We start from the raw sequence: 15,293 nt of genomic DNA, 5'->3' as shown, positions 1-15,293 counted from the left end.
ATTGTTCTCGATACAAATTTTCAAATTCGTTGCACTTCTTTGAAATTCACTCGAACAGACGTTACTCTAATCGTATATCTGAAACACTTGCTCCTGTTGGGATCATTGGGAATACATTATCTTCTTTTTCTACTCTCACTTCCAAGAAGTAAGGACCTTCGCAGTCTATCATATCTTTTATAGCCGTTTTTAAGTCTTTTCTTTCTGTTACTTTTTGAGCTTCAATATGATAACCTTTGGCAATGGCTACGAAATCTGGATTCACCATTTCGGTAGAAGCATAGCGTTTATCAAAGAATAATTGTTGCCATTGACGTACCATTCCAAGGAACTCATTATTTAAGACCACAATTTTTACAGGTACTTTTTGTTGAAAAATTGTTCCTAATTCTTGAATGGTCATTTGGTAACCACCATCTCCAGCTATCATAACGACTTCTCTTTCTGGTGCTGCCATTTTTGCACCAATAGCTGCTGGTAAAGCAAATCCCATAGTGCCTAAGCCGCCAGAGGTAATATTACTTTTTGTTTTGTTGAATTCGGCATAACGACAAGCAATCATTTGATGCTGACCAACATCACTTACAATAGCAGCTTCTCCTTCAGTTGCAATGTTGATTTCTTTCAACACTTCAGCCATAGATATACCGTCTTTTGTGGGATGTAAATCGTGTTTTATGACTTTTTCAAACTCAATCTTATATAAGTCTTTAAATTCTTGATGCCAATCTGTATGAGAATTCTTATTTAATAATGGTAATAATTGTTTTAAACTCGCTTTTGCATCTCCAAGAACAGCTACATCTGATTTCACATTTTTATCAACTTCGGCTGGATCAATTTCGAAATGCACAATTTTAGCTTGCTTTGCATAGGTGGCTAAATTTCCTGTAACACGATCGTCAAATCGCATTCCTATGGCAATCAATACATCACATTCGTTAGTTAATACATTTGGTGCATAATTTCCATGCATGCCAACCATACCAACATTTAATGGGTGAGATGTTGGAATTGCAGAAGCCCCTAAAATGGTCCAAGCAGAAGGGATTCCTGCTTTTTCAATGATGGCTTTAAATTCTTCTTCGGCTTTTCCTAAAATAACACCTTGTCCCCAAACTATCAATGGCTTTTTTGCAGAATTAATAAGTTTAGCTGCAGCTTTTAACGAATTTTCATCCGTATCTGGAACTGGCTTATAGCTTCTAATGCCTTTACATTTTTCGTACTTAAAATCGAATTCTTCAAATTGAGCATCTTTAGTAATATCAATGAGTACAGGTCCTGGTCTTCCACTTTTAGCTATATAAAATGCCTTAGCAAAAGCCTCAGGGATTTGAGATGCTTCAGTGACTTGACAATTCCACTTGGTAACCGGAGTTGAAATGCCGACGATATCAGTTTCTTGAAAAGCATCACTACCTAATAAATGCGAACCAACCTGACCAGTGATACAAACCATTGGTGTAGAATCGATTTGAGCATCAGCAATACCAGTAATTAAATTAGTAGCTCCTGGACCAGAAGTTGCCATGCAGACACCAACTTTTCCAGAAATACGTGCATAACCTTGTGCAGAATGCGTTGCACCTTGCTCATGACGCGTTAAGACATGATGAATTTTGTCTTGATACTTATATAATTCATCATAAACTGGCATAATTGCACCACCAGGATAACCGTAAAGGGTATCAATACCTTCGGCTAGTAAACACTTTATAACCGCTTCACTACCAGAAATACGTTCTGTGGTTTCTGATGCTTTAGCTTGTTTTTGTATGGTTTGAGTTTCTTTCATGTTTATTAAAATCTATTTGAGACTCTTCGACTAGGCTTAGAGTGACATTCAAGAACTATATTTAGAATTAAAATTCATCGGTTACACATCCTTTAGATGCTGATGATACTGTTTTAGCGTATTTATATAAAACACCACGTTCAAATTTTAATTCTGGTGTTTTCCATTTTTCTCTTCGTTTTTGTAACTCTTCTTCAGAGACTTCTAGGGATATTGAATTCGTTTCAGCATCAATTGTTATGATGTCTCCATCTTTCACAACTGCGATTGTACCTCCTTCTTGTGCTTCAGGTGTAATGTGCCCAACAACGAAACCGTGGGTTCCTCCAGAAAATCTTCCATCTGTAATTAAAGCGACATCTTTTCCTAAGCCAGCTCCCATTATTGCAGCCGTTGGTTTTAGCATTTCAGGCATTCCAGGACCTCCTTTTGGGCCTTCGTATCTAATGACAACGACATCTCCTTTTTCTACTTTTCCGTCTCTAATTCCGTCGTTTGCTGCGTATTCTCCTTCAAAAACTTTCGCTTTTCCACGGAAACATAGACCTTCTTTTCCAGTGATTTTAGCAACACTTCCTTCTGTTGCTAAGTTGCCATACAACATTCTTAAGTGTCCTGATATTTTAATCGGTTCTTCAATTGGTTTTATAACGTCTTGTCCTTCTGTTAAATCACGAACATCTAATAAGTTTTCTGCTATTGTTTTTCCTGTAACGGTTAAACAATCTCCGTGAATGAGTCCTTTTTTTAATAAATATTTTAAGACTGCCGGAATGCCTCCAACAGCGTGCACATCTTCCATTAAATATTTTCCGCTTGGTTTTAAGTCGGCTAAAAACGGTGTGTTGTCACTTATGTCTTGGAAATCTTTTAACGTAAAATCTATTTGAGCTGCTCTAGCAATTGCTAAAAAGTGTAGTACAGCATTTGTAGAGCCTCCTAAGATGGTTACTAACCGAACGGCGTTTTCTAGAGATTTTCTTGTTATAATGTCTGAAGGTTTAATGTCTTTTTCTAATAATAAACGTAACGCTTCACCAGCTTTTACGGATTCTTCTTTTTTAGCATCACTCAACGCTGGATTTGAAGAGTTAAATGGCAGTGTCATACCTAAAGCTTCGATTGCAGAAGCCATGGTGTTTGCTGTATACATGCCTCCACAGGCACCAGCTCCAGGACATGCTTTTTCAACGATGTTTTGATATTCATTTTCGGTCATGGTTCCTGCAACCTTACTTCCCCAAGCTTCAAAAGCAGAAACAACATCTAATTTTTTTCCTTCGTGGCAGCCAGAATCAATAGTGCCTCCATAGACTAGAATACTAGGTCTGTTTAAGCGAATCATAGCCATTAATGCACCTGGCATGTTTTTGTCGCAACCTACTACAGTTACCAAACCATCGTAGCTCATCGCTTGAACGACAGTTTCCATAGAATCTGCTATGATATCACGAGACGGTAAAGAATAACGCATTCCTGGTGTTCCCATTGAAATACCATCACTTACACCAATGGTGTTAAAAATTAAGCCAACGACGTCTTCATTTTTTGTGCCTTCTTTGACCAATTTTGCTAGGTCGTTAAGATGCATATTACAAGGGTTACCTTCGTAACCTGTGCTTGCAATACCAACAATAGGCTTAAAAAAATCTTCTTTGGTTAATCCAATGGCATGCAACATGGCTTGAGCTGCTGGTTGTGTTGGATCTTGTGTAACTGTTTTACTGTATTTGTTTAATTCGCTCATAGTATTTAGGCAAAATTGATTTGCAGAATCTAAATTAGTTGTTATACGATTTTTATTTACTAGTGTTATGCGTTTTTATTCTAAATTCAATAGTTTCATTATTGATGTAATGTGTTGATTGTGAGTTTTTTGAATAGCGTTTAATATGATGTCCAAGTGTCTTAAATTTTTGCATAAAAAAAGCCTTCCGAAATAGGAAGGCTTAAAAATTAATTATGTTTAATTTGTCATAGCATTCCTTGGCTTCGAGAAATAATCACGATGCTAATAATTGAAATGATATTAATGACTTGTTTTTTCATTTGTTGGTTCAAATATTAGAGTTTTTATTTTGAATTCCTAATTAAATTTTAAAAAGAATCAATTATTGGAAGTAATCTAGGGATCAAAAGGTAAATTTACGTTTAAAACTTTTATAGGTGAAGGTTTTACGGTAATGATGCATAATGATCAGTTTATTTTTGAAGACTCTAGAGCTAAAAAAAATCTCAAGTTGTTCAGGGTGATGTAGATGCATCAAATCGAATTGTTTAAATTGTCAAAGATATTTTGATGGTAAAAAAAATAATTATAGTAGAAACTCTATAGACTCAACTCGGGTTGGATCTTTATTTATAGTAATTTTTTCGATGTTTGAAGTCACTCAGAATGAAATTCTTATTTTTAAGCGTTAAATAATAAAAAATGTATTGTTACAGAATGAAAAAATTATTGCCAATATTATTTTTCTTCTTTGTTTTTTCATCAGAGTGTTATAGCCAATTCTCTCCAAATATTCATAATTACACATTGGCAGAATATAAGGCAGGTAACCAAAATTGGGATATTTCTAGGGCAGACAATGGTAAGGTCTATGTTGCAAACAATAGTGGTTTATTAGAGTATGATGCTTTAGTATGGGAATTTTATCAATTACCTAACGAAACTATAGTTCGGTCTGTTTTGGCAGTGGATGATGTTGTTTATACTGGTTCTTATGAAGAATTTGGATTTTGGAAACGAGATGAATTTGGTACATTAGGATACCACTCATTAAGTGATATGATTCCTGATCTTATTTCTCCAAATGAAGAGATATGGGAAATCGTGAGCTTTAAGGATAAAATTATTTTCAGGTCATTTTTAAATATCTATATCTACGATTTTGAAAATGTTGTTCAGTTACGACCTGGTTCTGCTATTATATCTTGTAGTGTTGTTGAAGATGATTTGTATGTAAGTACGTTAAATGAAGGTGTGTTCTTATTGAAAGGTGAGAGATTAGAATCATTTTATTATAATGATTTACTGATAGATACTAAAATTATTTCTGTTAATAAATTTAACGATAAGTTGCTATTGATGACCTCTTTAAAAGGAAGTTTTTTCTTAGATAAAGGTACTCTAATTGAGACTGATTTCAACATTAATGAGCAAATACGTCTTCAGCAGTTAAATGCATTTTCCATGTTAGATAGTGGTGATATGGTTTTTGGTACCATAAAAGATGGTGTTTATATTACAGATAGTCTTGGAGTATCTAAATTTCATATAAGTAAAGAGAATGGCTTACTCAATAATACCGTTTTAGGTCAGTCTATCGATATAACCGGAAACCTTTGGCTAGGTCTAGATAATGGAATAGCCAGTATAGATCTTAATAGTAGTAATTATCTTTTTAATGATGTGTCTGGGAAATTAGGGGCTGTATATGATGTTGTAGAGTACAAGGACAATATTTATATTGGGACAAATACTGGCCTTTTTAGATTAGATAAAGATGAGAAGCTAAAGTTTATAGAAGGCTCTCAAGGTCAGGTGTGGGATTTAGATATTATTGAAGGTCAACTTTTTTGTGGTCATAATGAAGGTACATTTATCGTCGACAAAGATGAGTTTACTAGTATTTCTACACATAACGGTGGTTGGACTATTAAAAAAGTACCAGAACAAAACCATACGTATATTCAGGGTACATATTCTGGTTTGGTGAAATTTGAAAAGATTTCAGGTGATTGGCATGTAAAACACCTTGGTAAAACTACAGTTCCTTCACGTTTTTTAGTATTTGAGGATCCGCATACGGCTTGGGTGGCTCATGCTACAAAAGGCGTATATAGAGTTCATTTTAATGAGAATTATGAGGCAATTACTGAAGTAGAGAGTTATCTAGATAAAGGAATTAGTTCTAATTATAATGTTCGCATCTATAATATTAGAAATAATATTAGTTTTAAATCTAACGATGGTTGGCAGAAATATGAGCCTATTCTAGATTCTATAGTGCCTTATGATTTGCTTAATGAGTTGTTAGGGAAGGATAGTTATATTATTTCTGAAGATAATACCGACCTTTTTGCACTTAAGTATAAAAATAGTTTTATAAAATTTAAATCATTTGATGATACTCAAGAAGCCTTTTTTTTAAATGATTTATTTTTGAAAAACAGGTATATCGTTGGTTATGAAAACGTTTCTAAAATTAAAGATTCCATCTACGCTTTAAATCTTGATAATGGGTTTATGATGCTAAATTATACGTCTATTCCAGGAGTTAGTCTGCAAAAACCAAAAATTGAGACGATGTCAATAAATGATATTCCGATGCGTATTTCTGCAATAGACGATGAATCTTTGGGGTTTAAGTTTAATGAAAGTATAGCCTTAGAATTGTCTTCACCTAAATCTCTAAACCATTTTTTTGAGTATAGTATTTCAGAAGGAGAGGCAGATAAAGCACATGATACGTGGTATAAAGTTGAAGGGAATAAAGTTGAATTTTCAAACCTAATTTATGGCGATTATACTGTTGCTTTTAGAAGTAGTGATAATGCTGGAAATGTATCGCCGGTTCAATCTCTAAGTCTAAATGTTTATCCACCTTGGTATAAAGATACATTTGGTTATATATTGTATTTGTTTTTAGCAGTTTTAACTACAGTTCTATTTTATACCCTTCACAATAGAAAAATAGCAAAGGAACAGCGCATAATAAAAGTTAAGTATCAAAAAGAACAGCAAAAATTATTGCGTGAAAAAACGTTAGAAAACGAAAAACGCATAGTTCAGCTTAAAAACGAATCCTTACAGAACGAAATCAAATTAAAAAGTAAGCAATTAGCTAATAATGCAATGGCTTTAGTTAAAAAGAATGAAACGCTTCAGGATATCAAAAAGGACCTGATGATTAACAAAGATGGTTTCAGTAATTATTACACATACAAAAAGATTGTAAAAAAATTAGATAATTCAATTGTTTTAAAAGATGAATGGGAAGTTTTTGAGAATAATTTTAGTCAAGTTCACGAGGAATTTTTTGAGGCTTTAAAGCTTAAACATTCTAAACTTACTCCAAAGGATTTAAAGATTTGTGCTTACATCAAAATGAATTTATCTTCAAAAGAGATTGCTCCACTTATGAATATCTCAGTAAGAGGTGTCGAAACCCATAGATATCGATTAAAAAAGAAATTAAATTTAGAAAATGATATTTCTTTGGTGGATTATTTATTGAATTTCAAAAATTGAAGGCATTTTCTTACTTAACTCCTAATTTGTAATACGTCATTTCTACGTCACTTTGTTAATTTTACCTCTACTACAACGTTTTTTTTATAGCTTTATATTACGTCAAAGTGAGTTTTATTTAAAGTTTTTAGCCGTTCTACGTTAAGAGTGGTGTATTTAAAATGTAAATATATTTTAAGTACTTTGAGTAATACGTTATAACTTCGGCATTGAATTAACTAATCTCTATTATTTAAATTAAACAATCTATAAATGAAAACAAAAACTAGTTTATTGTTGATGTTGTTTTTTTCAATCTGTTCTTTTGCGCAACAGTTAGAAATTAATGGAATCGTAACAAGTGAAAGTGATGGAATGCCCTTGCCAGGGGTTAATGTCATTGTGCAAGGTACAAGTAGAGGAACTACAACAGACTTTGATGGTAACTATACTATTAGCGTTGAGCGTGGTGTTCAACTTGAATTCAGTTATGTGGGCTTTATTACCCAGACCGTGACGATAGAAAATCAGACCGTTTTAAATATAACTTTAGAGGATGATGTTGCTTCGTTAAGCGAGGTTGTTGTCGTTGGTTATGGTACGCAGAAAAAAGCAGATTTAACAGGTGCTATAACCACCGTTAAATCTGAGGATATTGAAAAAACACCCAACAGTAATGTGATGCAATCACTTCAGGGTAAGGTAGCAGGTGTGCAAGTAGTCAGTAGTGGTTCGCCTGGTGGTTCGCCAACAGTTCGAATTAGAGGGGTGAATTCACAAGAAGGAGGTAATAATCCTTTATATGTAGTTGATGGCATGTTTTATAATACCATCGATTTTTTAGATAGCAGCCAAATTGAAACCATTTCGGTATTGAAAGATGCCTCCTCGATTTCTATTTTTGGACAAAGAGGGGTTAATGGAGTTATCATCATTGAGACTAAAAATGGAAGGCAAGAACAAAAACCTGTATTTACTTACAATGGTTATTCAGGGTATCAAAATGCCCAGAATGTGGTTAAAATGGCTAATGCAGAACAATTTGTAACAATGGCCTATGAATCGCAATCTCAGGCAGATATAGAATTTGTGGAAAATGCGATTCAACGTTTTGGTAGAAGTAGGGTTAATCCTAATATTCCAAACGTCAATACGGATTGGTACAAAGAAATTTTAAGAGTTGCTCCAATTTCTAGTCATAGTTTTGGTGTCGCTGGTGGTTCAGAGAAAACGACTTATGGCGTCAATACGAGTTATTTTTCACAAGACGGGATTTTAGATATGAAAAACGAATACGAGCGTTTCAATATTCAATCTAACATTGAAATAGAATTGTCAGATCGCTTAACCGTTGGGACAAATGCAATATTTAGTAATTCTACACAATATAATCCGGAAAATGGGGCTTGGTTTCAAGCGTATTTTGCGGTACCAATTTTACCTGTTTTTGATGAATTAAATACAGAAGCGGCTCCAATTCCTTACTCAGATGCTAGTTTGTTAGGTTATCGTGGTGCACAAAACCCATTCCCTGTAATGACTTATAACAATAACCAACTTAAAGTTAGAAAGGTATTAGCAAGTATGTTTGTGGAATACGATTTAATTCCAGATAAATTAAAATTTAAAACCTTATATAGCCACGATTATTCTACAATTTCTGCTCGTAATGTTAGATTTCCTTATTTTACTTCTGGGGTATCGCAAAGAGAAACTTCGAATATTAAGCGTGAAGAAAATAAATTTTCAAATCAAAATTGGGATAATACATTAACTTATAACGATACTTTTGGGGATCATAATCTTACTGTGTTGGCGGGTACAGCATATAGAGATGAACAAATAAATGAATTTGAAGCTACAGGTTTCGATATTCAAGGTATAGGTCTAGAAAGTTCTTGGTACTTGGATTTTGCAGACCCTACTACATTTAGTAACCAAGTAAGTGAATTAGGAGATCGCCAATATTCCTTTGCTGTTTTTGGCAGGTTAGAATATAGTTTTAAGAATAAGTATTTGCTTAACGCTACATTAAGACATGAAGGAGACGGCAGGTTTCCTAGAGAAATATGGGTTACTACTCCAGCTGTTGGTTTAGGTTGGGTCTTATCTGAAGAAAATTTCATGAATGACAGTAACCTTTTTAACTTTTTAAAATTACGGGCTAGTTGGGGGCAATTAGCTAACGGATCGCTAGGTGGTAGTAGCGGGACCAATACAATATCTACTGAGGTAACAAGTATTGGAGATATACCTACTAACGGTATTTTGGCTACAAGTACTTTTCAAAATATAAAAAGAGAGATTTTAGAAGAAACGAATCTTGGTATCAGTGCACGAGCTTTTGACAACAAATTAAGTTTAGAGGTCGATTATTATGTAAGAGATACTAAAGATTTGGTATTACCACGACAAGTTCCTATTATTTCGCAAACGGTTCTAGATAATGTTGGAGAAATGAGAAATCAAGGTTTAGAAGTAGCTGCAAATTGGAACCAAATTATCAATGATAACTGGAGTTTTTCAGTAGGGGGAAATATAGCAACACTTAAAAACGAAGTAACCCAAATAAATACTGAACAAGGGTATTTAGACACGGGAAGTGCTGCTTTTCGTCAAAGACTAATAGTTGGAGAGCCTGTGAATGCGTTTTTTGGGTGGGAAGTTGATGGTGTATATCAAAATGAATCGCAAGTTGCAGCAGATCCTACTGCACAAAATGAGTTATCGGTGAACCAGAATCAGCTTGTTCCTGGAGATTTTATTTATAAAGACCAAAATAACGATGGTGTTATAGATGCTGATGACAGAGTAGTACTAGGATCTTATTTACCGTCATTTTCTTATGGGGGAAATATAAATGTGAATTATAAACAATTCGACCTATCTGTTTCTTTTTCAGGGCAAACTGGTAACAAAATACTCAACCGTAAAAGAGGAGAGGTTATTTTTACAAATGACACTAATATTGATGCCGATTTCGCAATAAATAGATGGCATGGTGAGGGCACAACCAATACTTATCCTTCATCTGAAGGCAGACGAAAAGCATGGAACCAAAGAATGAGTAGCTTTTTTGTAGAGGATGGATCGTATTTCCGCGTACAAAATATCCAATTGGCTTATACCATTCCGCGAAATGCACTCGGAGGAAAGAATATGCCTGAAGTGAGGTTGTATTGTACTGCAGAGCGTCCAATTACCATCTTTAATTATAATGGGTTTAATCCGGAGGTTAACGATGGTGTGGATCGTGAAACGTATCCTGTTCCTGCGGTTTATACTTTTGGAATAAATATTAAAATTTAAAAAAAAATGCTAAACATGAAAAATATTAAACAAATAACAAAACAGCTCGCTTTATTGTTAGCGTTCTGTATGGTCGTTTTTGCCTGTAACGATAAATTGGAAGAAAACGATGGTCAACTCGCAGCAGATGATTTAGATTATACTGCATCGGATGATATGGTTTTGCCATTAATCGGAGCTTATTCTGCCGTGTACTCAAGAGGTTGGGAAGATCCTATTCTAATCGGAGTAAGAGGAGATGATGTAAACGCAGGAGGTCTCGGTGATCAACAGCCATTAGCAGATACAGACCTTTTTATTTATGATAATAACTATTGGATGTATAATCAAATTTGGGAGAATTTTTATGGTGATATTGTAAGAATTTTAAGTTCTCGTGAAACCATTCAACTTTATCAAAATTTTGCAACAGAAGATGAGTATTTGGATAGAGCAGACCAATATATGGCAGAATGTAAAGTTTTAAGCGGATTTACACATTTCCAAATGTCTAGGATGTGGGGAGATATTTTTATTATCGGGTCTACAGATATTGCTTTAGAATTAGAGAATGGTGTTAAAACCAAAGGCGAAGTAATGCAATATATTTCAGACTTAATGGATGAAGCGATGCCGTTTCTTCCAGATCAAAGACCTAATGAACGTCAAGATGTATTCGGCGGCGTTACCAAATACACCGCTTTGGCAATTAAAGCCTTGGCGAATCTAGAACTTGAAAACTATCAAGGTGTTGCAGATGCAACAGGAGCGATCATTGGTTCTAATAAATTTTCGCTGTATCCAGATTTTTATGAACTATTCAAAAAACCTGGTGAACTAAGTGATGAGAGCATCTTTGAGCTACAGTTTTCTGATTATAATACAGAGGATGGTGATGCAAATAATCATTTGTTTGCACCATTTGGACCTTCAAATTGGACGCCAGTTGTAGAAAGTGCAGCAGCAGGTTGGGGTTTTTATGAACCTAGTCTAAAGTATATCAAATTCATGATTGATAGAGGTGATCAAACACGATTAATAACTAGTGTAAATTTTACGCCAAGAGGAATGGATGAATTAATGACAGATCCTGAATATGCATCGTTACCCAATTATATATCTAATACAACACCAGATGGTGATATTTTTAATGATTATCCGAGAGCTATGTTTGCGAGTGGAAAGCATTATTTACCATCGAATCAATTAACTGAAGGTAGAACCGAATATGGATCAAGTAAAAATTTGATTGTTATCCGATATGCTGAAATATTATTAATGCATGCTGAAGCGTTAACACAAGGAGCAAGTAGTTCTGCCATGACCGCTGATGCAGCCGTAAATATGGTGAGGAGTAGAGTCGGTATGCCTACGCTTTCAGGCGTTACTAACGACCAAGTTATGGACGAGAAATTTGCTGAATTAGCAATGGAATGGGGCGTGCGTTATTTCGATATGATACGATTAGACAAATATGACGAATTAAGTTACGATGGCAGAACGTTTACAGCAGATAAGGAGTTTCTACCCTATCCGCAAGCGCAATTGGATTTATTACCACTTGAATAATAATTAAAACTTAAAAAAATGAAAACAATTAATAAATATATAATAGCAATTGCAGCCATGTTAATGATGGTGTCTTGCTATGATGGTATTGATCCAATCACAGAAGTAGATCCAGGGTCAGATTTAGAAGATCCAACGGCTCAAATTGTGAGTCCAAATGGCGATGTTTTAATTCCTTTTACTGATACAGAACTTAATTTAGATATTGAAGTTTTAGTTGAAGATGATATAGAAATTAACAATGTCACCGTAATATTAGATGGTAATACAATTCAAACATTCGATAGTTTTTTAGATTACCGAATCTTTATGGAAGCATTTCAATATGAAAACTTACAGTTAGGTTCTCATACTATAGTTGTTGAAGCAACAGATACAAGTGGTAAAACAGCAACAGACAGTTTAACCTTTAGTTTAGATAATACGTATTTACCAACCATAGAAGGAGAGATTTTTTACATGCCTTTCTTCGAAGGTTTATATACAGAGTTAATCAGTGAATCTGATCCTACGGTTGTTGGGAGTCCAAGTATCGTTTCTGGTGGTTATTCTGGCAGTGCTTATGAAGGCGCGACGGATTCTTACCTAACCTTTCCTTTAGATGATTTGTTTGAAGCAAATACGTTTAGCGCTACATTTTGGTACAAAGTGAATAGTGCGCCTGATCGTGCCGGAATATTAGTTGTAGGAAATGATGTTCCTGAAAATAGAAATCAAGGTTTTAGATTGTTTAGAGAAGGTAGTGATGCCGAACAAACCATTAAAGCAAATATAGGTGTTGGAGATGGTGAAAGCTGGAATGATGGTGGAGCTATAGATGCCACTGCAGGAGATTGGGTACATGTCGCTTTAACAGTTTCTGCTACCGAAAGTAAAATCTACTTAAATGGTGTTTTGCAAAACACTACTGAACTAAGTTCTAGTATTGATTGGACAGGATGTACGGACTTAACTATTGGTTCTGGTGGAGAAACATTTAGTTATTGGGGACACGAATCAGATTCAAGCCTAATAGATGAATTAAAGCTATTCAATACCGCTTTATCTCAAGCAGATATTGACGCGATGCAACCTGAAGATGAAGATGAATAATAATTAAATAAGTTTAGTCTAATATATATAATACCCTTAGTTTTTAGCGGCATTTTTAATTTTTTAAATGCCGCTTATTCTTACCTTATTTTTAGTCTAAAGAAATGATTTATAGAAGATAAAATGAATAACATAAGCGTTTTTAAAATAGTAATAGTCACGTTGTGGTGTTTTAGTTGTGGTTCAGATAATGGGCCTGGCTACCAAGAGCCTTATGATCCAAGTGACGATAATCCTGTTGTTGAAACGTTAACCGATATTGAGTTAATGGATGTAATCCAAGAAGAAACCTTTAAGTATTTCTGGGATTTTGCAGAGTCTAATTCGGGTGCGGCAAGAGAACGCTATCATATAGACGACCCATCAAATAGTGAAAATGTAGTAACTACAGGGGGGAGTGGATTTGGATTAATGGCCATTCTTGTAGGTATAGAACGTGGATACATTTCAAGAACAGAAGGGTTTAATCGTTTGAGTCAGATTTTAGACTTCTTTGAAACTGCAGATCGTTTTCACGGGGCTTGGCCACATTGGATCAATGGCGAAAACGGTAGTGTTATTCCATTTAGCGATCAAGATAATGGTGGCGATTTAGTTGAAACAGCCTTTTTTGCACAAGGTTTAATTTGTGTGAAAGAATATTTTAAATCAGGTACAACAGAAGAAGCTTTGTTGGCGACTAAAGCCGATGCTTTATGGAAAGGTGTGGAATGGGATTGGTACACGCAAAACGAAAATGCCTTATACTGGCATTGGAGCCCTAATAATGGCTTCTCTATGAATCTTGAACTGAAAGGTTATAACGAAACCTTAATTGCTTTTGTTTTAGGCGCAGCCTCACCAGATTTTCCAATTTCAGAAGAAGTGTATCACCAAGGTTGGGCAGATAATGGCAATATTGTGACATCTGCTAGTCAGTATAATATGCCTTTAATTTTAGATCATGCTGGCTCTGGCACAGGACCTTTATTTTGGGCGCACTATTCATTCTTAGGATTAAATCCTACAAATCTTTCAGATCAGTATGCTAATTATTGGGATTTAAATGTAAACCATACCAATATCAATTACCAACATTGTGTTAGTAACCCAAATAATTATGCCGATTACGGTGAAAATTGTTGGGGTTTAACGGCCAGTTATAGTAGAGATTCAGATGGGTCTACCGGTTATTCTGCACACGATCCACAAAATGATTTAGGGATTATTTCTCCTACAGCAGCAATAAGTTCAATTCCATATACACCAGAAAAATCATTAGCAGCAATGCGTTATTTCTATGGTAAAAAGGACATTTTATTAGGACCTGCTGGTTTTTATGATGCGTTTAGTCCTCAGTATAATGATTGGGTAACTGAGCAATATTTGGCTATTGACCAAGGGCCAGAAATAATTATGATCGAAAATTATAGAACGGGTTTATTTTGGAATCTTTTTATGCAAAATGAAGATGTTCAAAATGGTTTAAACACGTTAGGATTTACATATTAATATAAACAATTAAACATGAAACATCAGATTTTAATTTTAATCTTTAGTATTATCATTGCTAGTTCATGTGCCGTAAATGCGCAACAGAAAGGCGAGCCTTCAAAAGAATTATTTTCATTTGAAAATCATATTTTAAATGGAGATACACTTAATTACAGAATGCTGTTGCCTAAGAATTTTGATGAATCTAAAAAATATCCGCTTGTACTAATGCTTCATGGAGCGGGTGAACGTGGGAATGATAATAAAAAACAACTGGCTCATGGGAGTCAATTGTTTTTAAACGAAAAAAATAGAGACTCATTACCAGCAATAGTGATTTTTCCACAATGTCCTAAGAATGATTATTGGTCTAAGTTAGAGGCAGACCGCTCAACAAAACCAATCACTTTTAAGTACAAATACAATGAAGCACCAACTGCAGCAATGGCATTGGTGATAGATTTAATGGATGAGATGGTGGCTAAACCGTATGTAGAGACAGACCAAGTTTATGCCATGGGTTTATCTATGGGAGGCATGGGAACGTTTGAGATTATTTATCGTAAACCCGAACTATTTGCTGCTGCTATTCCAATCTGTGGTGGAGGTGATCCAGCATCAGTGGGCACCTATGCTAAAACTATTCCTTTATGGATATTACACGGAGCAAAAGATGATGTGGTTGATCCTAAATTATCTTTAAATATGGCCTCTGCAATCATTAGTGCAGGTGGATTTCCTAAATTAACATTATACGACTTTGCAAACCATAATAGCTGGGATCCAGCCTTTGCAGAACCAGAACTTTTAAATTGGCTTTTTTCAAAAACAAAATAATAC

The 15,293-nt window shown here is 34.7% G+C and carries 8 protein-coding genes; 6 read left to right on the top strand and 2 right to left on the bottom strand.

What is annotated here, in order from left to right:
* Positions 1 to 61: 61 nt before the first annotated feature.
* Both ilvB and ilvD read right to left on the bottom strand, forming a co-directional pair.
* Positions 62 to 1,798, bottom strand: a complete 1,737-nt coding sequence (gene ilvB / locus K1X16_RS04175) for a biosynthetic-type acetolactate synthase large subunit (RefSeq protein ID WP_225035143.1) — start codon at positions 1,796 to 1,798, stop codon at positions 62 to 64.
* Between the two features lie 67 nt (positions 1,799 to 1,865).
* Complete coding sequence (gene ilvD, locus K1X16_RS04170; RefSeq protein WP_225035142.1) at positions 1,866 to 3,545, bottom strand: dihydroxy-acid dehydratase; 1,680 nt, start codon at positions 3,543 to 3,545, stop codon at positions 1,866 to 1,868.
* Between the two features lie 699 nt (positions 3,546 to 4,244).
* On the opposite strand from ilvD, the gene K1X16_RS04165 reads away from it, so the two are divergent.
* The 6 genes from K1X16_RS04165 (at position 4,245) to K1X16_RS04140 (ending at position 15,290) form a co-directional block, all read left to right on the top strand.
* Positions 4,245 to 7,052, top strand: a complete 2,808-nt coding sequence (locus K1X16_RS04165) for a LuxR family transcriptional regulator (RefSeq protein WP_225035141.1) — start codon at positions 4,245 to 4,247, stop codon at positions 7,050 to 7,052.
* 252 nt (positions 7,053 to 7,304) lie between these two features.
* Positions 7,305 to 10,340: a SusC/RagA family TonB-linked outer membrane protein gene (locus tag K1X16_RS04160; RefSeq protein ID WP_225035140.1), complete on the top strand. Its 3,036-nt coding sequence runs from the start codon at positions 7,305 to 7,307 to the stop codon at positions 10,338 to 10,340.
* A 15-nt stretch (positions 10,341 to 10,355) separates the two neighbouring features.
* Positions 10,356 to 11,888: a RagB/SusD family nutrient uptake outer membrane protein gene (locus K1X16_RS04155; protein ID WP_195869883.1), complete on the top strand. Its 1,533-nt coding sequence runs from the start codon at positions 10,356 to 10,358 to the stop codon at positions 11,886 to 11,888.
* A gap of 18 nt (positions 11,889 to 11,906) precedes the next feature.
* Complete coding sequence (locus K1X16_RS04150; RefSeq protein ID WP_225035139.1) at positions 11,907 to 12,980, top strand: LamG domain-containing protein; 1,074 nt, start codon at positions 11,907 to 11,909, stop codon at positions 12,978 to 12,980.
* 123 nt (positions 12,981 to 13,103) lie between these two features.
* Complete coding sequence (locus tag K1X16_RS04145; RefSeq protein WP_225035138.1) at positions 13,104 to 14,471, top strand: glucoamylase family protein; 1,368 nt, start codon at positions 13,104 to 13,106, stop codon at positions 14,469 to 14,471.
* 15 nt (positions 14,472 to 14,486) lie between these two features.
* Positions 14,487 to 15,290, top strand: a complete 804-nt coding sequence (locus K1X16_RS04140) for a prolyl oligopeptidase family serine peptidase (protein ID WP_225035137.1) — start codon at positions 14,487 to 14,489, stop codon at positions 15,288 to 15,290.
* Positions 15,291 to 15,293 lie beyond the last annotated feature (3 nt).

Origin of the sequence: Winogradskyella sp. SM1960, assembly GCF_020179375.1 — a bacterium.
Taxonomy (GTDB): domain Bacteria; phylum Bacteroidota; class Bacteroidia; order Flavobacteriales; family Flavobacteriaceae; genus Winogradskyella; species Winogradskyella marina.
Note: the sequence above shows the minus strand (reverse complement) of the source record. Positions and strands in the feature narration are given on the sequence as shown.